We start from the raw sequence: 25,972 nt of genomic DNA on the forward strand, positions 1-25,972 counted from the left end.
GGGGAAGGTATGAAGGTTAAAAGAATAATTCAAAAAATACTTTTTTACCTTTCATCTTTTATTCCACTATATTTATTATTATTTATCCAAAACTTACAAATACGTGATCAAAGTGGAAAATTTCTTGCTCCAAAGGAACTTTTTAGCCAGTTTTTTCAAACGAGTATACCTGTTTCATTTTTTTGGCTAGGGCTTTTAATATTAAGTCTACTTTCCCTATTTGGTGTTTTTTTATTTTTCTTAGTTTACACTAAAACAGAAGGAAGAATAGGTGAAATAAAAGATACAGAATTTGTCAGAGAGGATACTCTGGGCTATATAGTTACTTATATTGTCCCATTGATAACAATGGATATCCATAGTCCAAGAAGTTTGGCAATTAACATCATTCTATTTATTATTATTGGTACCTTTTACGTAAGAAATGATCAACTTTTTATGAATCCATTGTATAATGTTTTTGGATATAATGTTTTTTCTGCTGAGGATCAGATTTACATTACTAAAATTAACAAATCAAAGTTAAAGATAATTGCAAAAAGAAATTTACCAGTAAAAAAAGTTAATTTGGTAGGGGATATTTATATTTTAACTGAACATCAGCAAAGAAGAGATAATCCAGATGATTTGTATGGATAAGTAATATAATATTTAAAGAGCCGCATCTAATTAAATTAAAAAGTGGCTTTTTTTTATTTCATAAAGAAGGCTTTTACCGAACTTTAGCGAATATTTTCAATGGGAGGTGTTGATATGCGTTCGCCCATAAATTATTCCGGTAGACGATTTGCAAGAGAAGTTGCCAATGGTTATATGATAGGCAGGAAAGGTGGAAGACAACCTGACAGTTCAGGTTGCTTGCCAGGTTGTCTTGGTCTGGGAATAATGTTGTTTATTCTTTTTTTACTAGGGCAATGTTCGCATTGAACCCTCATTATATAGTCAAGTTAAGCAGAAGTTGAGGTAGGTTCTTTTAATATATCTAAGTATGGATTTGACAAGTGATATGACATGCTTATTGAGAGGCGAATACAAAGGAACGAAAGGGGCGCGGCCATAAAACGCGCAGTGATTAATAAAAACTATAGTTCCCTTCTTTAAGTGCCTTGAGAGCTTCTTCCTGAGAAGTGAAGGATTCCTTAGAAATCATCCCTGCATTCGGAAAGCCTTTAGTGATTTTCCATTCACCATTAAGATTTTCAACAACACAGCCGTTAATCATAATTATCACCGCCTTTTTACTTAATATCAAAGTACACCATAATTATCTTTATGAAAAGACTAATTTTTTTGGGAGTTTCGAAACTCGTATCCTTATTAATATTTGGAGGTAGGTGTCATGTAGAAGAACTGGAGTAAAATCAGAGTAGAGTGGGAAACAACAAAAATAACTTTGGCTACATCAGCCTGGGCGTTCTTTTCGGTTTGAAAAAAACTCGAAAATGCAGCATCAGCTTGCGTTTATTTAAATGCGATTTATCGGAAAATAAAAGAGACCAATACAAAGGTCTCATTAATAATTACTATTTCGTTATTGTTACCATACACTAGTTATTGCAGCAGTATCTTCAGCATAAAGTTTCTCTATCTCTTTATATACCCTTTCATAATCGTCTGTATGAAGGGGATAAGAAGGGCTTCTTCTTCCAGCAATTACGCCATCATAAACCATTTGAACTTTGATAACCTTGTTCATGTTGTTATCCCATTTTTCGTAACCGATAGATATTTTATATTCAGTATTAGGGGGGGGTGGCGGGCTTGCTGGTATTGAAATGTGTTTTTTAGGAAAAAAAGTTTGTGCCATACTTATTACTTCCTTTAGTTGTACTTTTAGAATACCTTTAGATAACCCCAAAAGTCAATCGGTTAATTAAAGTGATTAAGTATGGTGATTTTATTTCTTTGGAACTTAATGCATTGTAAGAAATATTCATTAGTGTAGAAAGATTTCTTCCTCTTTTGTCGAAATGTAAATAAAATAAGGACATATCTATTTTAAACAGATATACAGGAGGATAAAGTATGAGAGAAGCAAATAAAAACTTAAAAATAACGATTGGTATGACCCTCCTTCTCGCACATCCTATTTGCAGCAACTAAAAGAAAGAGAAAAAAAGTATAAAAAAGTTAACTGATTCTGACTTTAATACAATATCTGATGATGAAATAAGGTCTATTCTTATAAAAATATTATTTTTTGATAATGGGAATGGCGCATATTTTATGCCTATGAACATTCCGTTTATAGAAATTCCAGGAAATTCTCTATTATATCGAATTAGAACTATAGATTCTTCAATAAAATGTGAAAGCGATTTATGGTACCCTCCATCAGAATATATATCAAAACGTGGACGATTGAACGAAAAAAATGAACCAGTTTTATACGCCGCTGAGGATATCGGCACTGCATTAGCAGAAATGAGAATAGAGGTTGGACAAGAATTTTATTTATTATTTTTTAAGGTTATAGATCCAATTAAATTAATCGATATATCCCATAGCAAAGGAATTAACTCTCAGTATAAAGAAGTTGAAGAAATAGTAAGTAGTTTTTTGATAAATGAATTTTCCGTATTAGTAACAGATGAAGAAAATGCTAGATATAGAGTGTCCAATTTAATCGGAAAATTTTTTTATGATTATAAATGCAAAAACTTTGATGGGTGGAGATATCCGTCTGCAGTTCGTTCCGGAGAAAAAAGCACCGTATCGATTCTTAAAAATGCAAAGAAAAAATGGAATTTCTTTTTATTGCCAAAGGGAAGATGGATTCAAAAACTAACTATACTTTAGAAGAGCCTAGAGCTCTGAATAAAATTGAAGATAAACTATGTTTGTTATCGGGCCTAGTTAAAACGAGGTAAATAAATCAATATGATATTCAAACAATAAAAGATATCGAAACTATTTGGAGTTCCTATTATTCAACCTGAGCAGGATTAAAGTTTAAATAACATAATTGTATTATTTTACATCGTTTCACTAGTATAGTATATTCATTTGGAACCGAAAGTGTCTTAATGTATTTTGCTAAGTAAGAATGATACCAATCTTCTTCTGTCGAATTTCTACAAAATTTGCCTAGTGGATTATCTTAGGATAACTTTCCGGGAAATAAGCAAGAAGAATAACTGTTGACGGCACACTGTATGCGATGAAAGTCGCTCGTATGGTGTAGGGGCGTTATAAAACTTAGGAAGTATAAGGCGAGAATTACGATGTACAAGATGAAGAATTAAGTTTAGTCATGAGGTCGAAAACTTTATGCTAACTTATACTGTACCGAATTGGTACCGTTTAAATGAGCTTTTTGGCAATACAACTGTAGAATCTGTAACGTGGACAGATATTCCAGAAACAATTTCAGAGCCAGAATTATTTTATAATGAAAACAAATGGGAAAAAATGACTGTATGGAGAAGGAATATCATTTTACAGCAGTTCTAAAAAATGCTGCCGGTTCAACTGAAAGTTTTTGATTTTATAAGTGCAGTTCAGTTTAATTAATACCGAAACCTCACCTTTTGGTGGGATTTTTAATAATGAGAGCGTTCCAATCGGAGCGTTCTTTTTATTTGCGCCAAATAGAGGTGGGAAGATACAAACAGTGGAGGAAAGTACTAAAATAAGTTAATTTAAAAAATGACGGACAGTATTAATACATTAATTGTGAATTTCGCCAGACTTAAGGGGAAAATTGATTCTGCTTTAAGGAGTTAAAGAAAAAATACGTTCTATAGTTTTAATAACATGATTAATTTCTAAATTTGTTTTTTCATTTTTCTCTTCAATTTAAAAACACCTCCAATCTAAAGACTATAACGCCACATAGGGTTCTCTTACGTAGTAAGAGTTGCACGAAACTAGCATTTTTGAATCCTATTGTTGGCTATTGATATTAAAGGATTTTAGATATGCTAGGTCGAACTACTAGGGTAGCATTTAGTTTAGTAGTTGGTTAGGCATTTCGGTTGGTATGTTATATCTTTATTACGCCTAACGTGGAAATATATCTTATACAACGAGAAATTTCACATTAAACGTAAAATGGAGGGTGCGTAGTGGACCGTGAAATTGAAATAAAATTGTTTTTAAGAATGAAACTCACTAGCGTCGCATTAAAATAAATCAATACTAGATAAAAAAACTGAATTTTCTGAAATATAATTTTTCCATAAAAATATCCTTTATAATGGGTTGGTGATAGTAACCTATCCAAATCCACTAAAAAGGATCAATCTCATGGATAAGATTACACTAAAAACAGCTATTGAACAATGGTTTTCACCGATTTCCAACGAATTATTTAAGGAACTAGTGAAAAACCTTCATTTAGATTACTATACAAAGAAGCTTTACATGGCTTCCTTTATAAAATTACTGTTATTTGCACAGCTTCATGAAACAGAGAGTTTACGCGCTTTAAGTGACTGTGTATTTTCAGAAGAACTGCAACGCCTAACGAACCTAGATTCCATTAGTTTTTCTCAACTAGGCCGTCGTTTAAATCAAGTGCCGACAGAGTTCTTACAATCTATATTTCTTGATTTAGTTACTCAAATTCACAAGAAGATAGACTTTCAAACAAGACGTAAAACAATCACCCCACTCCAAATCATTGATTCGACCACCTTATCGTTAAATTTAACGAATCACAAGTGGGCGAAATTCCGAAAAAACAAATCCGGCGTCAAGCTTCACTTACGGCTCGTGTTCATGGAAAAGGGTGTTCCTACCCGGATAAAGCCATCCTGACGAATGCGATAGAACATGATCGTGGCCAATTGGAAGTGCTAATTGACGACAAGGAATGCATGTACGTATTTTACTATGGTTACCTGGATTATGAACGTTTTGACCGGATGACAGATGAAGGCTATTTCTTCGCGTCCCGCTTGCGTAAAACGCCGTCACACGAGTACTGGAAACCTTCGCATTACCGGTAGATTCATCTGTTCTATCAGATGAAATGGTGGTCATGGGTACGATTCAGAATCGTGCTGAAAACGTCTTTCGTCTCATCAAAGTGCTAGATTCGAAGAGAAATGAGCTTCACTTACTAACAAATCGCTTTGATTTGAGTGCAGATGAAATCGCAGAATTGTATAAATCATGCTGGGGCTTTTGAGCTTTTCTTTAAATGGATGAAGCAACATCTAAACATTAAAAAGGTCACAGTGAGCAAGCTGTACACAACCAAGTGTATATCGCGATGATTGTGTTTGAATGTGTTCGCACAGTTAAACACCCAAAGCAAGCGGACGTATTTACAAATTAGTCGATATTTAAAAGCAGCTTTATGGAAACCAGCAAAAATCTGGTTGCGTAAAATCACGGGAAGCACTGTCCCATAAAGTGAACGAGTCTCTGCCACACCAGTCTTGGGTATAGTCAAAAAAATGGATGTTTACTACCTATACTTAAGTGTCTTCGTTTTTACTCAAAATCAAGAAGAATAAATAACGGAATATTCAAAATGAGTTTATGCGACGCTAGTGAATGAAACTAAATAAAAAATGCCCAACCACAATTATCTGTGGAAGGGCTAATTTTTATATTATTACCAAGTTCCATTCTGTTTTACACAAATTTTACACATGGAAGTGTGATAATATTGATATTTCAGTTAGTAGGAGCGTTTATTATACTCTCTCCTGGGACGTAAAAGAAAAAGCAGTAAATGTTGTAATTCAACATTAACTGCTTTTTTTATTTTGGTAAATGTTCATAGTCCCTCTACCCAACTCAATTGGTTCTATTCCTATTTTATTCCTCATATTCTTTTAAAACACAAAAGGTTAGAAAATTCAAAATATATTGTGAGGTAGCTAAAATTTCCTTTATAATATAGACATGGAAATCTAATATCCATTTTGTACAACATGAAACATAGTCATTCTACTTTTTAAAGAAAAAGGAAAGGGGACCTATCTTACAATGAAGACAATTTATACTAACGGCAATATTTATACGATGAATCCTAACGAACCTGTAGTACAGTCAATTGTTGCACAGGGTGGAAGAATTATAGACATGGGCACGTATGAGAACATGAATCTCCAATGGGGGAGAAATGAGACAAATATTATCGATTTGGAAGGTAAAACGGTAATTCCAGGATTGATAGATAGTCATCTTCACATTTCTAGTGTTGGCATAAATTCGCAAGAGTTAGATCTTACTGGAGTAAAGTCAAAGGATGCCCTTTTGGAAGCAATTAAAGAGAAGGCGATTTCATTGCAACCAGGTGAGTGGATATTAGGTCGAGGATGGGATGAAAATATTTTCCCGGATAGACAAATACCTACTATACAAGAACTGGATCATGTAGCCCCATTTTCCCCGCTTTTTTTGCCTAGAATATGTGGACATGCATCCTTAGCTAATAGTAGAGCCTTTACGCAGAGTGGCTATCATTCCGAAACGACAATTCCTTATGGTGGCACTGTCGTATTAGATCCTTCTACTAAAAGACCAACTGGACTGTTGCTAGAAACCGCTTCAACAATTATAACAAGACATATACCTAAAAAAAGCTATAGCCAGTTAAAACATGCTTTAAAAACTGCGTTGCATGATGCAGTATCTTTAGGATTGACGGGAATACATACAAATGATCCGAATTATTTAGGTGGTGCGTTTCAGACATATACGCTTTTTGATGAACTCGTGAATAAAGAAGGTATTGGTCCGAGAAGTAACCTGTTGATCGACTACGATTATTTAGAGGAACTGATTGCATCAGGTATGTATGCGGGATACGGAAATAATAAAGTAATGATTGGTGCTATAAAACTTTTCGCAGATGGTGCTTTAGGGGGAAGGACAGCACTACTTTCACGTCCATATGAAGACGCTCCTCATAATTCAGGAAATGCAATGTACGATAACGATGAGCTCTACGGTATTTTTGCTGATATTAGAAAAAATGATATGCCAGTTGCTGTTCATACTATTGGAGATCAAGCATTAATAAATGTTTTAGACAATCTAGACCAATTCCAACCTGCGAAAATCCGCGATCGTCTTATACATGTATCCGTGTTGAATGAGGAGCTAATCGGCAGATTGAAAACCCCTCATCGCATTGCGGATGTGCAACCGAAGTTTGTCTCTAGTGATTACCCTTGGATTACGGAGAGATTAGGAGAAGAGAGAGCTGATTTCTCTTATCCATTTAAAAAACTTTTGCGGGCTGGTGTATGGTGTGCAGGTGGTTCAGATGCACCAATCGAGCCATTAAACCCTCTCCTTGGTATTCATGCAGCTGTTACACGTAGAAAAAACGGTGAAACACATAATGGATACAATGAACAAGAGAGATTATCGATGTACGAAGCAATTCAACTATTTACGTTAGGAGGTGCTTATGCAACAAACGAGGAGAAAGAAAAAGGTACTCTTGAAAGAGGGAAGCTGTGTGATATGACGGTATTGTCCCAAAATCCTTTTATAATGGAGGATGCAGATGAACTTTTGAATACGAACGCAGAGATGACAGTGATTGGTGGAGAATTGAAGTACCGAAGAGGATGAGAAGAGATTAATGAAAGCGGTGACAACAATAAATAAAGGAGGAAGAGAAAGGTGGATGCCATACTTGAAACGATTGTCGGCTGGTTATGGGGATTACCACTTATTTTCACTGTTTTATTCGTCGGTTTATATTTCACAATAGGTAGCAAGTTATTTCAGTTCGGTTATTTACCACATATTTTTAAACAGACTTTTGGAAAAGTGTTTTCCAAAAGAGACAAATCAGAGGATTCAAAAGGAATATTAACACCATTTCAGGCAGTGAGTACAGCAATTGGAGGCAGTGTTGGTGTTGGAAATATCGGCGGTGTAGCAACTGCCATTGCAATTGGTGGCCCTGGTGCTGTATTTTGGATGTGGCTTACAGCGTTTCTAGGTATGATTACTAAAACCGTAGAAGTAACGTTGTCCGTTTACTATCGAAATACAGATGAACAAGGAAATCCATATGGCGGACCTACCTACTATATGGAAAAAGGGCTCGGTGAGGAAAAGAATTTTAAATATTGGAAAGTCCCTGCAATTCTTTTTGGATTCGGAATCTTTACGACGTTTTTCATCACTCTACAAAACTATACAATTTCCGAGGCATTAAGTTCCACATTTGATATTGGAATGATACCCGCATCTTTTATTTATTTAACGCTCATTTATATCATTATCTATGGTGGGATTAAACGGATTGGTGAAATAGCAAGTAGACTAGTTCCTTTTATGTGTATGTTTTATGTTTTAGCAGGATTATTTATCATTTTCAAAAATTACTCTGAAATTATTCCAGTATTTTCATTAATTTTTGATAGTGCATTTTCTGGGATGGCAGCTGTTGGAGGCTTCACAGGAGCAGTTATTGCCCAAGTAATTCGCATGGGTGTAGCACGAGCTGTGTATAGCAATGAGGCTGGCTGGGGAACTTCTCCAATGATTCACTCTACTGCCAAAACGAATCACCCTATTAAACAAGGAATGTGGGGAGCTGTCGAAGTTTTTGTTGATACAATAATCGTGTGCTCTATTACCGCTTTTACAATTATTATCACTGGCGTTTGGTCATCCGGTTTAGACGGAGCAGCATTGACATTATCTGCATTTGAAATAGGTATTGGAGAAATCGGGCGCTACATTATAACAGTTTCCATCTTCTTATTCGGTCTTACAACTTCTACCGGATGGTATACGTATTATGAAATTTTGCTAAGGCATTTGTTTAAAAATGAAAAGAAAATCACGTTAAAATATAAAATACTTTCTTTATTCAAGTGGCTATATCCGATTCCTGGTTTATTAATGGTAGTTTATGCAGTTATGTATAATCTTCCTGGAAAAGCAGTCTGGTATTTTGCAGATATCACAACGGCGATTCCCACATTCATCAACTTAGTCGTGATATTAATACTGAGTAAAAAGTTTTTTGAATTACTTCGAGATTATAAAGCAAGGTATTTAAATATTGGCACCATTGATCCGGATTTTAGTATTTTTTATGAAGACAAAGGAAAGAAACGAAAAGATAAATAGACGTTTCATTTTTTTAGTAGTTAGGAAGGGTAAGAGCATTCTTAAATGTAGAAAGTTTTTTTGATCCCGTTAAACTTTGATCAAAGTTTCAACGGGATCTTTTATATTTTCCTAAGATTTACGCCGTTGAAGTAAGACTAAGCCCAAATACCATCCCATTGTAATTGAATACACAATTCGGAGGTATTTTAAATTGGTCTAAGATTGATCAAAATTTATTTTTATATTTTTTTAACTTATAGATAACTGTTGGCTGACTAATTCCTAAATAAGTAGCCATTTCATACGTTGTTTTGCATTTTTTAAAAGCTTTTAGAATGATTTGCATTTCGGTGTTTTCTAATGTTTCCTTTAAATTAATTGTTTCTGTTAATGGCAGTTCTATATTAACTAAAGAGAAATCACTATTTGCTTGTAAAGTGTTAAAGTTTGCAGGTAGTTGAGAAGGATATAAAACTTCATCTTCAATAGTAAGAATTAGGCGTTCCATCAAGTTCTCTAACTCTCTTATATTACCTGGCCAGTTATAGTTGATTAAGACATCATAGGTTGATGGATGAATTCTTTTATTTACATTATAGGTGTTGTTAAATTTTTGCAGACAATCTTGAATCAAATAAGAAATATCTTCTTTTCGTTCTTCTAAAGATGGAATTTGTAATGGGATGACATTTAGACGATAGTATAAATCTAAACGAAAACGTCCTTCTTGTACCATTTTTTCTAAATCTTGATTTGTCGCCGTAACTAAACGAAAATTGATTGTGCGTTCTTTTTTACCGCCAAGCCGTTTTATTTTTTTTTCTTGTAATACTTTTAATAGTTTCGCCTGCATAGATAACGGTAGTTCTCCAATTTCATCTAAAAACAATGTTCCACCATCCGCTTGTTCAATTAATCCCTCGCTTCCTTGTTTATTCGCACCTGTAAAAGCTCCAGTTTCATAGCCGAAAATTTCAGATTCAAATAGCCCTTCAGGGATCGTACTGCAGTTCACTTCAATAAATTGCTCTTTTTTACGATTGCTATGGCTATGCAAAATACGCGCAAACGTACTTTTTCCAACACCTGATGGACCTAAGAGAAGCACTGTTGCATCTGTTTTGGAAATGTTATAGATTGTTTTTAAAATATGTTGTGCTGCACTACTCCGGGCGATAATACCATTTTGCTCAAATTCCTTCTCACGCAATTCTTCCACTTCGGTTTGATAACCCTTCACTTTCCTTTCCATTTTTTCATATTGTTGCTGTAACTCTAAGATCTCAGTCTGATCATGACTATAAATTAAAACGAATAATAATTCTTCTTTTTCATTAAAGACGGGGTAACCTGTAGACATGATTACTCGATCAGTTTTAGTATGTTGTAAAATGGTTTTTTTTATTTTTTCATTTAATACAATTGCACCAATAGAGGGAGCTAATAACCCTTCTTTTTCAAGATCATAAATAGATGTACCTTTATATGTTCCAGGCTGCATACCATAGTTCACCCAATGCTCTGGATTAGAATGGATAATTATTCCTTCCCTATTGATAACTGTAATATTATTATTTGATGTTTCAATAATCTTATCTAAAATTAATTCTTCCATCATTTGGTCTCCTTAGATGTTGAATAATCTTAATCAATATCTTAATTAAGATTAAGAATTAAATCAACTTAAAATTATGAATTGATTAAAAATTAAATTAATTTATATTTTTAATACATGTAAGTCGTATTTTAAAAGTTGGCATGCTTCTTGCTTATTACTTATGTGTATAGTTCAACAACAATTAGCTGAGAGGATGGATTTTATGAAAAAAAATTATTCTATCGAAGAACTTAGAGCGTTAGATCAAAAGCATTTTCTACACCCTACTTCACCAGTAAAGACGGAAAATGGACCAGCTTTCATCTTTACAGAAGGAAAAGGTATTTATCTGTATGATATTACTGGTAAAAAAGTCATTGACGGGATGTCATCCCTTTGGAATGTGAATATCGGTCATGGCAGAAAAGAACTTGGTGAAGTAGCAAAAGAACAAATGGATAAACTCGCTTACAGCTCTTGTTTTGCAACGTTTAGTAATGAACCTGCAATTCTATTAGCAGAAAAGTTAGCAGAACTAGCGCCGGGAGATTTAAGTACAACTTTCTTTACGTCTGGTGGATCTGAATCGAATGATAGTGCCTATAAATTGGCACGTCATTATTGGATACTAAAAGGAGAAGCGTCTCGTAAGAAAATAATTTCAAGGTCAAGATCTTATCACGGGGTAGCAATGGGAGCTACAAGTGCAACGGGTTTAAAAGCATTTCGAGATTTTACCAATTCGAATGCACCGGATTTTTTATATGCAGACAATTTCTCAACACAGGCATTACGAAACTTAATAGAAGCTGAAGGTCCTGAAACAATTGCTGCTTTCATAACGGAGCCAGTCCAAGGTGCAGGGGGAGTGCATGTTGCCCCGGAAAATTACTTCAAAGAAATCCGTGAAATTTGCGATGAATATGGAATTTTAATGATAACAGATGAAGTTATTACTGGTTTTGGTAGAACAGGTAAGTTTTTCGCGATGGAACATTATAATGTAGTACCAGATATGATGTGCTTTGCAAAAGGAGTTACTAGTGGATATGCACAATTGGGCGGTGTGATGATAACAGAGAGAATGCACAAAGATTTTTCCGAACTCTCAGAAGGGATAATATTGCATGGATACACGTATAGTGGACATCCAATGGCTTGTGCAGTTGGATTGAAAAATATTGAAATTATAGAAAAAGAAAACTTAGTAGCAAATTCAGCTGCTCGAGGTAAAGAGCTTTTAGAAGGGTTAGAAGCATTGCAGTCTAAGTATCCATTTATTACAAATACAAGAGGCTTAGGTTTAATGGCGGGTCTTGAAATCACCTCAGAAGGAACTTTACTAGCCCCTCAAATAGTTTTAGAGGCAGCTAAGGTAGGCTTAATATGCCGTGCTGTGGTACTAGATGGTCAGGATGTTGTTGTATTTTCACCTCCTTTATCCATAAGCCAAGCGGAATTAAGAGATTTATTAAATCTATTAGACCAAGCAATTCAACAAGTAGAGAATAAATTATCTGCAACTCCTTTATGACTTGAAAAGCGAGGTAATCGTATGGTAAAGAGAAATTTATATTTCTTGATCGAGAATGATTAGAAGTGATAGAGAATGCTTAATTAGGCTTGTCATAGAGTGGTAAAGTCTTTGGAGGAATATCGAAATTGACGACCGGGGAAGTAGAAGCAGCTTTAGTTACTGCTATGCTGCACGTGAAACAATAGCAAGTATGCTTGCGTATAAGCGTGCAGTTATCTTAAAAAATTAATCTACTTTAGTTGAAAAAACATACTCCATAGAAAATCTAGAAATATTTTTAGTGAGGAGATAAGCAGATGAACACATTAACAGAATTAGTTGTAGGTTCCATTATTGATGGTAAAGAGATTAGAGGCAATGGTCGCTCTACTCAAGAAGTTCAGAATCCTTATAATGGTGAGGTTATAGGGAAAATTGAATGTGCAACGAAAGAAGACGTGGAGCATGCTATTAATACCGCTGAAAGTGTATTTCATGAAACGATGAAGAAAATGCCTGCGTATCAAAGATCAGATATCTTGCGTAAAACGGCAGATTTATTGGAGGTTCAAGCAGAAGAATTTATTCGAATCCTTGCTCTTGAAGCAGGAAAACCAATTCGTGAAGGTCGTATTGAAGTTGATCGGGCCATTCAAGTGCTTCGATTTGCTTCTGAAGGGGCCAAGAATATTTATGGGGAGCAAATTCCACTAGATAGTGCGATTGGGGGGGAGAATCAAATTGGAATCTCTAAGCGTTATCCTGTTGGGGTTGTAGTTGCCATTACACCCTTTAACTTTCCGTTGAATTTAGTTCTCCATAAAATTGCACCTGCACTTGCAGCGGGTAATACGGTTGTATTGAAACCCGCAGAAAAAACGCCGTTAACTGTGGCTATGTTTTATAAATTACTTGAAAAGGCAGGTTTACCTAAAGGTGCATTAAATATAGTAATGGGACCAGGTTCTGAGTTAGGAGAATTTTTAATCACAGATTCGAGAGTAAAGAAGATAACTTTTACAGGAAGTGGTCCCGTTGGATGGAAGATCAAAGAAATGGCAGGAACTAAAAAAGTAACGCTTGAATTAGGTTCCAACGCCCCTAACATTATTTTCAATGATGCAAATTTAGATGATTGTATTCCCTCCCTGATTAAAGGAGGCTTTACTTTTGCAGGACAGGCATGTGTTTCTGTCCAGCGGCTTTATGTGCAAAGAGATATTTTTCCGTTACTGGTGAAGAGACTAGTTGAGGAAACGGGAAAACTTCAAGTAGGTGATCCACTCGAATCCTCCACCGTTATTGGTCCGTTAATCTCAGAATCCGAAGCGATTCGTGCAGAAGCATGGATTCAAGAAGCGGTTGAACAGGGGGCAAAAGTGGTTATAGGAGGTAAACGTAAAAATACTTTAATGGAACCAACTATTTTAGTGGATGTAAACCATCAAATGAGGGTGGTATGTCAAGAGGTATTTGCACCTATTATGACGGTGATTCCATTTGATACCGAAGAAGAAGTGATTAACTTTGCCAATGATTCCGATTATGGCTTACAAGCTGGAGTATTCACTCAAGATATTAGCCGAGCGTTGCGTTTGGCAGATGTACTAGAAACTGGAGGAGTATGGATTAATCAGACTTCATTAATGCGTTATGATCATATTCCTTATGGTGGTGTTAAGCTTAGCGGGACAGGTAAAGAAGGTGTGAAATACGCTATAGAAGATATGACAGAACTAAAATTTATTGGCATTAATTTAAAGTAAAGTTTCCTTTGGAGGAACCTTAGGTTAAGGTCAAGTTGGGGCAGATTTTTACAACTAATAAATTATAGCAAACAATCTTTTTACGAAGTAATGTATTACTCATTTGCCGGAAGTGAAATTCTTTCGGAAGACCCTCTAAGGAAAAGCGAAAGACAACAGTCCAGAATTGCAACAAATGCTGGAAATAGGAGGATAAATATATTTAGGGAGTGAGAAAATGCAAAGCAATCGAAATATAGATAAGGTCTTATCACGTTGGGACGTTTTGTTTTTAGCCTTCGGAGCCATGATTGGATGGGGATGGGTTGTATTATCAGGAGAATGGATTTTAGGAGCCGGTACGATTGGGGCCATGATTGCGTTTGTCGCGGGTGGAATCCTTGTTATATATGTTGGATTGACATATGCAGAACTTGCCTCGGCCATGCCGACGACAGGCGGAGCGCTTATATATGTTTTAAGAGGTGTTGGGCCAAAAACGGCTTTTGCCGCAGGATGGATGCTCGCACTTGGGTATATTTCCGTTGTTGCGTTTGAAGCGGTTGCGTTACCGACAGTAGTCGAGTATCTTTTCCCGAATTATAAAGTAGGCTATATGTATACACTTAATAATTACGATGTATACGCCTCATGGGTACTTGTAGGAGTTATTGGCTCCATCTTTGTAACAGTGGTTAACTATTTTGGAGTAAAATCTGCAGCCTTCTTGCAGATGGTACTAACGATTATGATTGCAATTATTGGTTTATTGCTTATTTTTGGCGGCGTGGTCAATGGACAAGCGGCAAATGCCGATCCTTTATTCATCGGAGGTTTAGGTGGTATTACGATTGTTGCAATCATGACACCTTTTATGTTTGTTGGATTTGATGTTATTCCGCAAACGGCTGAGGAAATGAATGTACCTGCCAGATCTATCGGAAAAATATTGATTCTATCCGTTGTTTTGGCGGTGGTTTGGTACCTTGCGATAATTTTGGCTGTTGGTTTAGGTCTTGATAAAAATGCATTAGCTGCCTCTACACTTCCAACTGCTGATGCAATGGCTGAATTGTTTGGAAGCGGTATTTTTGGCATTGTGCTCGTCCTTGGAGGAATTGCAGGTATCGTTACGACTTGGAATGCTTTTATCATCGGAGGTAGTCGTATTCTGTTTGCTATGGCTGACCAAAAAATGATTCCTGCATGGTTTGGTAAACTCCATCCAAAACATGGAACACCGACAAACGCTGTTTTATTCATTGGGGTTTTAGCAACTGTAAGTCCATTGCTTGGACGGCCAATGCTTATATGGCTCGTGAACTCAGGTGGAATTGCTATTATTATTGCCTATTTACTTTCAGCTGTCGCTTTTGTACAGTTGCGTAAAAATGAACCGGATATGGAACGCCCTTTCAGAGCTGGCAAGTCGAGTGTGGTCGGATGGTTTGCAATTATTTTTAGTGTTTTTTTCGTAATCCTTTACTTACCTGGAATGCCAGCCGCTCTGGCTTGGCCATATGAATGGGCTATTTTTGCAGGATGGTCTGTACTAGGTCTTATGCTTATGGGGCTCATGAGGAAAAGCTTTCCTGTTGGTAAATTGAAGTACGACAATAAAAAGCAAATAAAGAATATGAAGGGTACTGAAAAAGCCCAGCCTCTTTAAATTAGTGTTCGAAATCTCGATTCAATCGAGATTTCGAATGCTTTTTGTTTTATTTTTTGAGTTACTGTTGTGCATCAGAAGGCTTAATATTTTTATACATACCATGGTAATTTATAATCCATTTTCTTACCTCTTTTACTATTCTTATCTGTAACTATCCAATGACCAGCTTTCTTTTGTATTTTATAAATTACATTTGTGCCATCAGATTTTTTAAAGAGCATATAACCAGTGTTATCTTTTATAAAAGTTACAGGGTCAATAACATTTTTGTTGGGTATCTTTCTCTCTGGAAGCAATATGTCGGTTATTATTTCTTCTGCAATATGAAAGAGAGATTTAAATTCATTATTAATTTCTGTTTGGTATTGCAATTGATTGTAGGTGAAAGAAGAGTAAGGCTCTAAATTCAAATTAAAAGACTGTTCTATATCTGAAAGTGTTGCTTTATAAAATTCATTTATATCCTTTTCTAATTTATCTCCCTCATGATGAAAATTAATTGTTTCAACCCCAGATGGATCTATTTTGAAAGTCATTGTTTCCTTACCAAAAGGAGGGTCATGTGCATGTTCAAATGTTGTGACTTGGATTTTTGCGATAAAGCTAAACTGACCTTCATGCTCTCTGTTGATACTCAAAATCTTAGCATCATATAAACCATATTGTTTGGGATATCCATAATAATCAATAATCTCCTTTTGTATGAATGGTTCAAGGGAGGTAATCAATGCATCATACATAAGTTTATCGTCGGGTTGCTCACTTTTGGCAGAAATTTTACTGAGATTAAACAAACAAGCTATTGCAATTAAAATATATGCTAATTTTTTCATGAAGTATTAAGCCTCTCTAAAATATTTTCTCACATATAACTTGTGCCAAGAAGAGCAAATTATCTAAAGACTTTTTGGGGAATTGGGATAAAAATAATTCCAAAAGTATATGGCTAAATATTAAATATAAGGAGTAGAGATTGGAAATTTTATAAAATCTGCTTTTTTGATGGATGTTGAGGCGGATTACTACAAAATGGCTATTAAAAGGACGTTCCAAGACATCGATAGTTTTTTTGGCAAGTAATAAAGGTGATTTGCATACATATTGAATTCCAATGTAATTGTTTGCCATTCTATGAAGAAGGGGAACCCTTTTATATAGGAGGGATACAGATGATAGCAATTACACATATAGGTTTGTCCGTGCCAGATATTGAAGAAGCGATTAAATGGTACGGAGAAGTTTTGGAATTTAAGTTAATAGCAGGTCCCTATTCTTTTAACTCAGAAGAAGAAAACAAGCATAATATGACCAATGATTTACTTGGGGACAATATTATGAAAATGAGAAATGCTCATATGATGGCGGGCAATCAAGTAGGAATTGAACTGTTTGAATTTCAAGAACCACAAGTAAAAAACAGAGATCGGAAGAATTATAATGGCTTCTTTCATATTTGTTTGTTAACAGATAACATCGAGGAACTAGCCGAAAAAATAGAGAATGCTGGTGGAAAAAGACGTAGTGATATATGGAATGTTTGGGAAGGCAAGCCTTATTATTTAATGTACTGCGAAGATCCTTATGGAAATATCATTGAACTTTATAATCATAGTACAGAAATTATGTATGCCAATAAAAATTGAATTTCTATGTTTATTTCTATTTTCGATGGGAATATAAAGAGTAAGCTTGATTACAAGCTGATAAAAATTTAGAGGAGGAATTTAGTAATGGCTAATAAGCAAAACAATCGCAACAACAACAGCAACCAAAATATGACTGTCGAAGAAGCGGGACGTAAAGGCGGAGAAGCTACCTCTAAGAATCATGGTCGCGAGTTTTACGAGGAGATAGGTCGTAAAGGTGGAGAAGCACGTAGTAAACAACGTGACAATAATAAAGACAAAAATTAAACAATAAAATAAAAGATCTATTAAATAAGAGTAACACCAAAAACACTCTTTAGTCATGATAAACAGACTAAAGGGTGTTTTTTCTTTTGGGTGCCCAATTAATCTGTCCAACTCCTTATTAATGAGGAGTTTTTTATGTATTAGTTGCAGCTTTTTATAGCATATAAAGGAGTCTCCGTTGATAAAAAAATAACTTTCCTCGAAATGAAGAGATATTTTGGAAAGTCGTTGAATAGATTAAGAAATAGCCAATTTTTCATGATTTGTCTTGGCCATTTTTTAATAAGAGATCGGAGGTTTTAAGTTGAAGGGAAAAGTTGCAGTAATGACGGAGCCGGAACAAATGATTTTTGAAGAGTATGAATTACCGAAGGCAGCAAAAGATTCCATATTAGTCCGAGTTAGAAGGACAAATGTCTGCGGATCGGAATTGCATATTTGGAAAGGGTTACATCCAACGAAAAAATCCGGCGTTATGGGGCATGAAATGGTGGGTGAAATTGTTGAGCTAGGCGAGGGGGTCACTACTGATTATGCAGGACAACCTGTACGTGTAGGTGATCGCATTGCAGCAGCTTATTTTTTGACTTGTAAAAGATGTAAACACTGTTTACAAGGATATGCAAACTTATGTGAAAATGCATATGAATATTGGAGCAAAGAGGCGCATGAGTATCCACATTTTCATGGGTCATTTGCTACGCATTATTATATTCATCCCAATCAATATTTTTATAAAGTACCAGACAATGTTCCAGATGAAGTAGCAGCTGGTGCAAACTGTGCCCTGTCACAAGTATATTTTGGTATTGAAAAGTCAGGGCTAAAATATGGAGATACAGTTGTTATCCAAGGGGCTGGTGGACTGGGATTAAATGCTACAGCAGTTGCGAAAATGTTTGGGGCTAAAGTGATCGTTATTGATACCGTACCTAATCGTCTTGCCTTAGCAAAAAGATTCGGCGCTGACGAAATAATATCTATGGACAAGTATAAAACAGTTGAGGAACGTGTGGAAAAAATATTGTCGCTGACAAACGGAGTCGGTGCAGATGTTGTGATGGAACTTACAGGGGTTCCAGCGGCTCTATCAGAAGGTATTCATCTCATTAAATCAGGTGGAAAATATATTTCTATTGGTAATATTTCACCTGGCAAATTAACTGAGTTTGATCCTGGATTAATGACACGAAAGAATATTTCCATACTAGGACTCATACGGTATGAACCTTGGTATTTATATAAATCATTAAAGTTTTTAAGTTTGAATATTAACAACTATCCATTTAGTGAGATTCTCGCTTGTGATTTCACCTTAGAGGATTTGTCGAAAGCTTTAGATGCTTCCTTTAATCGTGGAGTGACGAGAGCATCTATTGAAATTGAACACGTTAATTGAAGTAAAGGATTTTTTCTCAATTAAAATGAAGGAAATATAAAATATTGGAGGAATATATAATGTGTAATTCTAAAAAAGTTTACGTGTTGGATACAGGTACGATGAAGATGGATAAAAACTATATGATTTCCATGCACAACCCTGCGAGCGTATCTAATCCGAGTCCAAAATCAGAATTTGTGGAGTTTCCGGTTTTCGCTGTATTAATTGACCATCCAGAAGGGAAAATCTTGTTTGATACAGGATGTAACCCGGAAGGTATGGGAGACGATGGGCGTTGGCCAGAAGGGATTCAACAGCTTTTCCCAGCGTTTCAAAATGAAGAATGTTATTTGATTAACCGATTAGAACAGTTAAAGGTACGTCCTGAAGATATTAAGTATGTAGTAGCTTCTCACTTACATCTAGATCATGCTGGCTGTTTAGAGCTGTTTACAAATGCAGAAATTATCGTACATGATTCGGAATTACAAAATGTGATGAAGACATTTGCGATGACACGCAACATGGGCGCTTATATATGGGGAGATGTTATGGCGTGGATTAAAAATGAGCTACGCTGGAAAACGATTAAACCAACTGAAAAAGAAGTGGACTTAGTAGAAGGGATTAAAATTATTAACTTTGGTCCTGGGCATGCATATGGGATGCTAGGGTTGCATATTGAATTGCCTGGCACTGGGAATTTGTTATTAGCTTCAGACGCCTTGTATACGGCAGAAAGTCTAGGACCACCGGTTAAACCACCAGGAATTCTATATGATTCAGTTGGTTATAATTCCACAGTTGAACGAATTAGAAGCTTCGCAAAAGAGAATAACTCGACCATTTGGTTTGGTCATGATGAAAAACAATTTAAAACATTGATTAAATCTACGGAGGGGTACTACGAATAATAATCTTATTTTAGGAGGTAGAGAACATATGTTAATAAACGGTTCTTTCATAGATTCAGAGGAGTTAATAGCAGGTGAAAGAGATGTAATCGATGTTCTAAATCCATACAATCAAGAAAAAATAGGACATATTTTTTGTGCTACTAGGGACGAAGTAGTCCAAGCAGTAGAAAATGCGCATGAAGTATTTCAGCACACGATGAAGAAAATGCCGGCGCATAGAAGGAGTCAAATCTTACGCAACACTGCAGATTTGTTAGAGTTAAGAAAAGAAGCATTTGCAGAGCTTTTAACATTGGAAGCAGGTAAACCAATCGTAGAAGCTCGAGGTGAGGTAGCAAGGGCGATTCAAGTTTTACATTTTGCTGCAGAGGGAGCGAAAAATCTTCACGGGGAGCAAATAGTTCTTGATAATGCAATCGGTGGAGAGCAACAATTTGGTTTTTCAAAGCGTGTTCCATTGGGAGTTGTCGCTGCAATAACACCTTTTAATTTCCCATTAAACATGGCATTGCATAAAATTGCGCCTGCAATCGCCGCGGGAAATACAATTGTTATAAAGCCGGCGGAAAAAACACCATTTTCTACTGTTGCTTTATATAAATTATTTCTGGAGGCGGGGTTACCGTCTGGTGCACTAAATATTCTTCAAGGACCTGGGCAGAAATTAGTAGAGCCGCTTGTGACCCATCCGCTTGTCAAAAAAGTAACTTTTACTGGTAGTGGAGCAGTGGGGTGGAATATTCATGAGATGGCGAAAGGAAAAAAAGTGACGCTTGAATTAGGGTCCAATGCGCCAAATATTATCTTTGATGATGCGAATATAGATAATGCCGTATCTTCCATACTGATGGGTGGCTTTACATTCGCGGGTCAAGCATGTGTTTCGGCACAACGTATTTTTGTTCATGAATCCGTTTATGACGAGTTTTTAAACAAGCTTACAGAAAAGGTATCTGCTTTGAGAATGGGAGATCCTAAAGAAGAGTCGACTCAGTTAGCTCCAATGATTACAGTAGAGGCGGCAATAAAAGCAGAATCGTGGATTCAAGAAGCCGTTCAATCTGGAGCAGTTATTCGTACTGGTGGAACAAGAAATGGTACTTTCTTAGAACCAACGATTTTAGAAAACGTGGATTTGGAGATGAAGGTTGTTTGTCAGGAAGTTTTTGCTCCAATTATCGCTATAGTGCCATTTGAGACGGAAGAAGAAGTAATTAGTTATGCCAACGATTCACGCTACGGGCTGCAGGCAGGAGTATTTACGAATAATATTAATCTGGCAATGAGAGTAGCAGAATCTTTAGAAACCGGCGGAGTATGGATTAATGAAGCTTCTGTTAAACGATACGATCATATTCCGTACGGTGGGGTAAAAGAAAGTGGTATCGGCAAAGAAGGAATTCATTATGCGATCGAAGAGATGACAGACCTTAAATTTATCGGGATGAAAATTTTATCATAAAGGAGCGAGCTTTATGAAAGTAAAATCTGCTATTTTACGTGAGTCAGGTGCAGAGCGACCTTATGCATCTAGTAAACCCATTAAAATTGAGCAAGTAGATTTAGATTCGCCTGGAGCTGGAGAAGTATTAATACAAATAAAAGCCGCAAGCTTATGTCATTCCGATTTGTCCGTGATAAATGGTAGCAGACCACGCCCCCTTCCTATGGCGCTTGGTCATGAAGCAGCAGGAGTCGTAGTTGAAACGGGAGAAGGTGTAACAAACTTCCTGCCTGGTGACAAGGTTATTTGCGTATTTGTACCAAGTTGTGGCCAATGTATTCCTTGTGCAGAGGGTAGACCTGCTTTATGTGAACCTGGTGCACAATCGAATGGAGCTGGAACACTTCTCGGGGGCGGTATGCGTATTCATAATGGAGAAGAGAGAATTGGACACCATGTTGGCGTTTCCGCATTCTCGGAGTATGCGGTTGTTGCACAGAATTCCTTAGTGAAAGTTGATAGAGATTTGCCTTTTGAAAAAATGGCTTTATTTGGCTGTGCCGTAATAACGGGAGTAGGTGCTGTAGTAAATACGGCGGAAGTTACTTTAGGGAGTAAAGTGGCAGTTATCGGACTTGGTGGTATTGGATTGAGCGCATTACTTGGCGCGATTGCAGCGGGGGCTAATGAGGTCATTGCCATTGACATTAATGAGAAGAAGTTGGAACAAGCAAAAGAGCTTGGTGCTACTGCTACATTTAACTCGAATGATCCAGATGTAGTGGAGCAAGTGCGTGCTTACACGGATGGAGGAGTAGATTATGCATTTGAAACGGCAGGAGTTGTTGCTGCTATGGAAGTTGCATACGGAGTTACTAAACGTGGAGGAGTAACGACGACAACTGGACTACCCCATCCTGAACATAAATTTGCATTTCCTTATGTTACTTTGACTGCTGAGGAACGGACGTTAAAGGGATCGTACGTAGGAAGCTGTGTTCCCAAAAGAGATATTCCAAATTATATCAACTTAATGGAGCAAGGGCGACTACCAGTCGATCAACTTCTTTCTAATATAATTTCTTTAGAGGAGATTAATGAGGGATTTGACTTACTTGCTACAGGAGATGCCTCGCGTATCATTATTAAAATGGACTGAGTTAAAGAATACGTACTCTCCATGCGTAGGGATGAGATTTTATCGCATCCCTACGCATTTTTTTGTGAGGTTTTACTAATGAAATAAGATTTACTGACGACCGTGAAATTATAAAAACTACATGTTTAGCTTTATAGAAGCTGGGAATATAAAGAGTGAGCTTGATTATAAGCTTGATAAAAATCTAAAGGAGGAATTGAATAATGGCTAACAAGCAAAACAATCGCAACAGAAACAATGATGAAAAAATGACTGTCGAAGAAGCGGGACGTAAAGGCGGAGAAGCTACCTCCAGAAATCATGATCGTGAATTTTACGAAGAAATTGGAAGAAAAGGTGGAGAAGCTACTTCGGAAAACCATGACCGAGACTTTTATGAGGAAATCGGTCGTAAAGGCGGAGAAGCTACCTCAGAAAACCATGATCGAGACTTTTACGAGGAAATTGGCCGCAAGGGCGGGGAAGCTACTTCGGAAAACCATGACCGAGATTTTTATGAAGAAATTGGATCAAAGGGCGGCGAAGCGCGGAGCAATCAACGCGACAATGACGATAATGATAATGACGATGGTAAAATGAGTAGAGAAGAAGCCGGACGTAAAGGCGGAGAAGCTCGGAGTAGACAACGTAATAACAAAGATGATAATGATTAAATAATAGGTTAATATATAATACAATTTAATAAGTATAAAAAAGACACGCTTTAATCGATTTTTGATTAAAGCGTGTCTTTTCTTGTTTCTCTTCTCACTCTGAAAACTCAGTTCGTCTTCGTTGAATTAAAAATAATATTGTTATATATTTATTTCTGTTGAAAAAAATAATTCTTTTTATCATATACTATCAAAAGGTTTTTTATATCAGATGCGAGGAGAAGCAGATCAATAAATGAAAAATAAATACAATGAGAAATATGTTCAACGTTTAATCAGATCCACTATGCAAGCTGTCGGAATGGAAGTTGAATTGAAACAAGATAACTCTGGTATAAATATGAGTTATAATTTTATTGGTGATTATGTTGGATTTGACGTGGACCGTTTATTAGAAGTAAGCAAAGAAATGCAAACACCGATTTCTCTTGAATTATATATTAAAATAATTACCATGCATGAATTAGGTCATGCAATTGACCGGGATGCATTATTAAATACATTAGCTCGGACGCTCGAGATTTTTGATACAAAGAAAAGTCATTCTTTATATGAGCTTTATAATAATATTGATTTACTTGCCATGCTTATTGAGGAACATGAGATGAATATCGTTTTTGAAGAGACAGCATGGGAAAACGCCAAGAACCTTAATAAGGAATTTCAAATGGTCGATGAGGAGATATTTGAAGCTGTCAAAGCTCATAGCCTTGCGACTTATAAAAGTTTATATGAAGAGGATTTGCAATTATACGAGGAGCTTGCTGCTTTACAAAGTGTACAAATTGCATAAAAAATATATCGCCAACCGGATTGTTACATTTCCGGTTGGTTTTTCTTATTAAAAAAATGTAACCAAGCCTCATGAATACCTCCTGCGAAATGTTTAGAGGCTCGGTAAAGAAGAGGATGGCTGGTCATATCGATTAGTTCTCGCTGGGCATTTCCTACGATGACAGATGGGTAGCCGAGAGAGAGCATCTCTACATCATTTCCCGAATCTCCTGCAACGAGCACTTGAACTTCCTTGTGAAAATAATTTTGAAGGACATATAATAATGCTTCTCCTTTACCGCTATTCGGAGGAAGTATATCCACATCGCGATTGGAACTGAAAATGAGCTTGTGAGGAAGATTCTCTTCACATAATGCTTGTTTAAATTCTCTAACCACTTCTTCGTTTTGATGGACAGTAAAGGAAATGCGATTATCGGTTGGAAGAACCTGTCTTTTGAGAAGAGGGAAATTCTCAGCAATCCGTATGATTTTTTGGGGATACCAATCGCTTTGCATCTTTTCTGTCCATAGCGCCTCTTCGGTTAGACTTTGAGATGTATAGATAGCAGTCCCGACATCTGTAATTAGAATGTCTGGTTGTGGTAAATTCTCCTCTGTTATTAAGGAAAGGGAAGAGGCTAGATGCCTCCCTGTAATATAAATAATAGCTATATCAAGACTAGATTCCTCGTAATAGCTTAGTAATGTGTGTAGTGCGGTGTTATCACCGACCAGTGTCCCGTCAAGGTCAGTTGCCAACACGAAAGCTTTTTCTTTCACCAATTACCACCTCATATAAACTATCCATCCGTTTGGCTAGAATGGACCAATTGAATTCTCGATTTGCAAAAACAGCAGCACTTTTTCCAAGTTTTTTTGAATAATTTTTATTGGATATTACTGTTTTCATGGCCTGTGCTAAATTATTTTCATTTCCTTTTTCAATATGCAATCCTGTAACTCGATTTTTTACTATATCTGTTAAGCCACCTACTTTTGAAGCGATAACTGGGCATCCACAAGCTTGTGCCTCGGCAGCAACCATACCAAATGATTCATAAAAAGAAGGAACTACTACAGCAGTAGCGCTATTAAATATAGAGGCAAGTTGTTTTTGAGATTTTGCTCCTAAAAAGTCAATTCTATCCTCTAGACCTCGAATTGCAGCTTTTAACTTATTATCCTTAGGTAATTTGTTGCGAAAGTCGACACAATTTGATTCACCGCCTGCTATAACAAGCTTAGTAGTCGGATGAATATCGTATTTTTCCACCAGCAGACGGAAAGCATCTATTAAAGTGTAGATTCCTTTTGTAGTTTGCAATCTTCCCGCAAATGCAAAATAAGGATGCAGGGCTTCCTCTTTTTTCAAATGAAATGGGCGGAAAGCTCGATCAACCCCAATTGGAATAATTTTTACTGGAGAAGGATTTTCGACAAATTTATTTATCAAACTTTTTTCGCTTTTAGTTGTGGCAACAATATAATCAGCAGAACTTAATATCATTTTTTCTGTATAGAGTCTTAAAGGTTCCGCAATTCCCGTTGCGGATTCTTTTGCAATTCCTAATGAATGATTTGTATGAATCCAAGGTATATGATATTCAGCCTTTAAAAAAGAGCCTAACAATCCAGAGAGCCAATAGTGTGTGTGAATTAGATCATATGTTGAAATTGGTAGGAGTGTCGTCATCTCTTCATAAAAAGCTGGTAATAAATTATATAACTCATTTTTGGGGACGAAGCTTCTGTTTCCTGCTCCTATTCGGATAACTCGACAAGAATGGCCAAAGTTTTCTATAGGAGGGTCTAGTGGATTACTCCAATGTGTAACCACATCTACAGTGTTTCCTTCATTTTGGAGAGCTAAAGCGAGTTGTTTCACATAATTATTCTGCCCACCAGCTTGTTCGCTGCCTAAGGGCGCCAATGGATCTCCATGATCGGAGATAAATAAAATATTTTTATTCATATACTGTTTCCCCTTTCCTATGTTTTGAAACTTCTAAATTAGGTTATTAAGTTATTAGATTACTATTCCCGAATTCTGAAAACTTAAACGTATTTATGTTTTATTTTGTAGGATAAGGAAAAATAGTGTTATAAAGAAAGGAGTAAACCAATGGAATTGAAGACTAAGGGGACGTTTGATCCTT

The 25,972-nt window shown here is 36.2% G+C and carries 22 protein-coding genes and 1 pseudogene; 17 read left to right on the forward strand and 6 right to left on the reverse strand.

The features are described 5' to 3' along the window. The first annotated feature begins 9 nt into the window (after positions 1–9). On the forward strand, positions 10–639 hold the full coding sequence (locus ACIP9W_RS01150) for a hypothetical protein (protein WP_400785242.1): 630 nt from the start codon (positions 10–12) through the stop codon (positions 637–639). 433 nt (positions 640–1,072) lie between these two features. On the opposite strand, the gene ACIP9W_RS01155 is transcribed toward ACIP9W_RS01150, so the two are convergent. Further along, positions 1,073–1,222: a hypothetical protein gene (locus ACIP9W_RS01155; protein ID WP_400785244.1), complete on the reverse strand. Its 150-nt coding sequence runs from the start codon at positions 1,220–1,222 to the stop codon at positions 1,073–1,075. A 315-nt stretch (positions 1,223–1,537) separates the two neighbouring features. Continuing rightward, entirely contained in the window at positions 1,538–1,807 is a 270-nt protein-coding gene (locus ACIP9W_RS01160; protein WP_400785246.1) for a hypothetical protein, read from the reverse strand. A gap of 419 nt (positions 1,808–2,226) precedes the next feature. Here ACIP9W_RS01160 and ACIP9W_RS01165 point away from each other — a divergent pair, with 419 nt between their 5' ends. The 5 genes and pseudogenes from ACIP9W_RS01165 (at position 2,227) to ACIP9W_RS01185 (ending at position 9,060) form a co-directional block, all read left to right on the forward strand. Continuing rightward, the gene (locus tag ACIP9W_RS01165) at positions 2,227–2,799 is read left to right on the forward strand and encodes an RES domain-containing protein (RefSeq protein ID WP_400785247.1); all 573 of its coding nucleotides are present in this window, start codon (positions 2,227–2,229) and stop codon (positions 2,797–2,799) included. 471 nt (positions 2,800–3,270) lie between these two features. Then, entirely contained in the window at positions 3,271–3,453 is a 183-nt protein-coding gene (locus ACIP9W_RS01170) for a hypothetical protein (protein WP_400785249.1), read from the forward strand. Between the two features lie 795 nt (positions 3,454–4,248). Then, positions 4,249–5,360, forward strand: a pseudogene (locus ACIP9W_RS01175) (IS4 family transposase). Between the two features lie 583 nt (positions 5,361–5,943). Continuing rightward, positions 5,944–7,542, forward strand: a complete 1,599-nt coding sequence (locus tag ACIP9W_RS01180; RefSeq protein WP_400785251.1) for an amidohydrolase — start codon at positions 5,944–5,946, stop codon at positions 7,540–7,542. Positions 7,543–7,593: 51 nt separating this feature from the next. Next, positions 7,594–9,060: an alanine/glycine:cation symporter family protein gene (locus ACIP9W_RS01185; protein WP_400785253.1), complete on the forward strand. Its 1,467-nt coding sequence runs from the start codon at positions 7,594–7,596 to the stop codon at positions 9,058–9,060. A 208-nt stretch (positions 9,061–9,268) separates the two neighbouring features. On the opposite strand, the gene ACIP9W_RS01190 is transcribed toward ACIP9W_RS01185, so the two are convergent. Next, complete coding sequence (locus tag ACIP9W_RS01190; protein WP_400785255.1) at positions 9,269–10,660, reverse strand: sigma-54 interaction domain-containing protein; 1,392 nt, start codon at positions 10,658–10,660, stop codon at positions 9,269–9,271. Between the two features lie 202 nt (positions 10,661–10,862). Here ACIP9W_RS01190 and ACIP9W_RS01195 point away from each other — a divergent pair, with 202 nt between their 5' ends. The 3 genes from ACIP9W_RS01195 to ACIP9W_RS01205 all read left to right on the forward strand — a co-directional run bounded on the left by ACIP9W_RS01195 (position 10,863) and on the right by ACIP9W_RS01205 (position 15,569). Further along, on the forward strand, positions 10,863–12,173 hold the full coding sequence (locus tag ACIP9W_RS01195) for an aminotransferase family protein (protein ID WP_400785257.1): 1,311 nt from the start codon (positions 10,863–10,865) through the stop codon (positions 12,171–12,173). Between the two features lie 299 nt (positions 12,174–12,472). After that, complete coding sequence (locus tag ACIP9W_RS01200) at positions 12,473–13,921, forward strand: aldehyde dehydrogenase family protein (protein WP_400785259.1); 1,449 nt, start codon at positions 12,473–12,475, stop codon at positions 13,919–13,921. Positions 13,922–14,138: 217 nt separating this feature from the next. Then, complete coding sequence (locus ACIP9W_RS01205; RefSeq protein ID WP_400785261.1) at positions 14,139–15,569, forward strand: APC family permease; 1,431 nt, start codon at positions 14,139–14,141, stop codon at positions 15,567–15,569. Positions 15,570–15,661: 92 nt separating this feature from the next. Here ACIP9W_RS01205 and ACIP9W_RS01210 read toward each other — a convergent pair whose 3' ends face one another. Continuing rightward, positions 15,662–16,405 carry a DUF3888 domain-containing protein gene (locus ACIP9W_RS01210; RefSeq protein ID WP_400785263.1) on the reverse strand — a complete coding sequence of 248 codons (744 nt, stop codon included), beginning with the start codon at positions 16,403–16,405 and terminating at the stop codon, positions 15,662–15,664. A 336-nt stretch (positions 16,406–16,741) separates the two neighbouring features. Between ACIP9W_RS01210 and ACIP9W_RS01215 the strand changes: the two genes are divergently transcribed. From ACIP9W_RS01215 to ACIP9W_RS01250, 8 genes are all read left to right on the forward strand, one after another. Further along, positions 16,742–17,215 carry a VOC family protein gene (locus ACIP9W_RS01215; RefSeq protein ID WP_400785265.1) on the forward strand — a complete coding sequence of 158 codons (474 nt, stop codon included), beginning with the start codon at positions 16,742–16,744 and terminating at the stop codon, positions 17,213–17,215. An 87-nt stretch (positions 17,216–17,302) separates the two neighbouring features. Further along, entirely contained in the window at positions 17,303–17,485 is a 183-nt protein-coding gene (locus tag ACIP9W_RS01220; RefSeq protein WP_400785267.1) for a KGG domain-containing protein, read from the forward strand. Between the two features lie 304 nt (positions 17,486–17,789). After that, positions 17,790–18,884, forward strand: a complete 1,095-nt coding sequence (locus ACIP9W_RS01225) for a zinc-binding dehydrogenase (RefSeq protein WP_400785269.1) — start codon at positions 17,790–17,792, stop codon at positions 18,882–18,884. 59 nt (positions 18,885–18,943) lie between these two features. Next, positions 18,944–19,780, forward strand: coding sequence for an AhlS family quorum-quenching N-acyl homoserine lactonase (gene ahlS, locus ACIP9W_RS01230; RefSeq protein WP_400785271.1), 837 nt, complete (start codon positions 18,944–18,946; stop codon positions 19,778–19,780). Between the two features lie 28 nt (positions 19,781–19,808). Then, entirely contained in the window at positions 19,809–21,245 is a 1,437-nt protein-coding gene (locus ACIP9W_RS01235; protein WP_400785273.1) for an aldehyde dehydrogenase family protein, read from the forward strand. A gap of 13 nt (positions 21,246–21,258) precedes the next feature. Next, a complete protein-coding gene (locus ACIP9W_RS01240) occupies positions 21,259–22,386 on the forward strand; it encodes a zinc-dependent alcohol dehydrogenase family protein (RefSeq protein ID WP_400785275.1) in 1,128 nt (375 codons plus the stop codon). A gap of 203 nt (positions 22,387–22,589) precedes the next feature. Further along, positions 22,590–23,039, forward strand: coding sequence for a KGG domain-containing protein (locus ACIP9W_RS01245; RefSeq protein WP_400785277.1), 450 nt, complete (start codon positions 22,590–22,592; stop codon positions 23,037–23,039). A gap of 235 nt (positions 23,040–23,274) precedes the next feature. After that, positions 23,275–23,832 carry an integrase gene (locus ACIP9W_RS01250; RefSeq protein WP_400785279.1) on the forward strand — a complete coding sequence of 186 codons (558 nt, stop codon included), beginning with the start codon at positions 23,275–23,277 and terminating at the stop codon, positions 23,830–23,832. Positions 23,833–23,855: 23 nt separating this feature from the next. Here the strand turns inward: ACIP9W_RS01250 and ACIP9W_RS01255 are convergent, their stop codons facing one another. Next, complete coding sequence (locus ACIP9W_RS01255) at positions 23,856–24,596, reverse strand: HAD-IIB family hydrolase (protein ID WP_400785281.1); 741 nt, start codon at positions 24,594–24,596, stop codon at positions 23,856–23,858. Continuing rightward, a complete protein-coding gene (locus ACIP9W_RS01260; protein ID WP_400785283.1) occupies positions 24,565–25,788 on the reverse strand; it encodes a glycosyltransferase in 1,224 nt (407 codons plus the stop codon). The genes ACIP9W_RS01255 and ACIP9W_RS01260 overlap by 32 nt, the downstream gene beginning before the upstream one ends. Positions 25,789–25,972 lie beyond the last annotated feature (184 nt).

The sequence above is a fragment of the Psychrobacillus sp. NPDC093180 genome (assembly GCF_044754065.1).
Classification (GTDB): domain Bacteria; phylum Bacillota; class Bacilli; order Bacillales_A; family Planococcaceae; genus Psychrobacillus.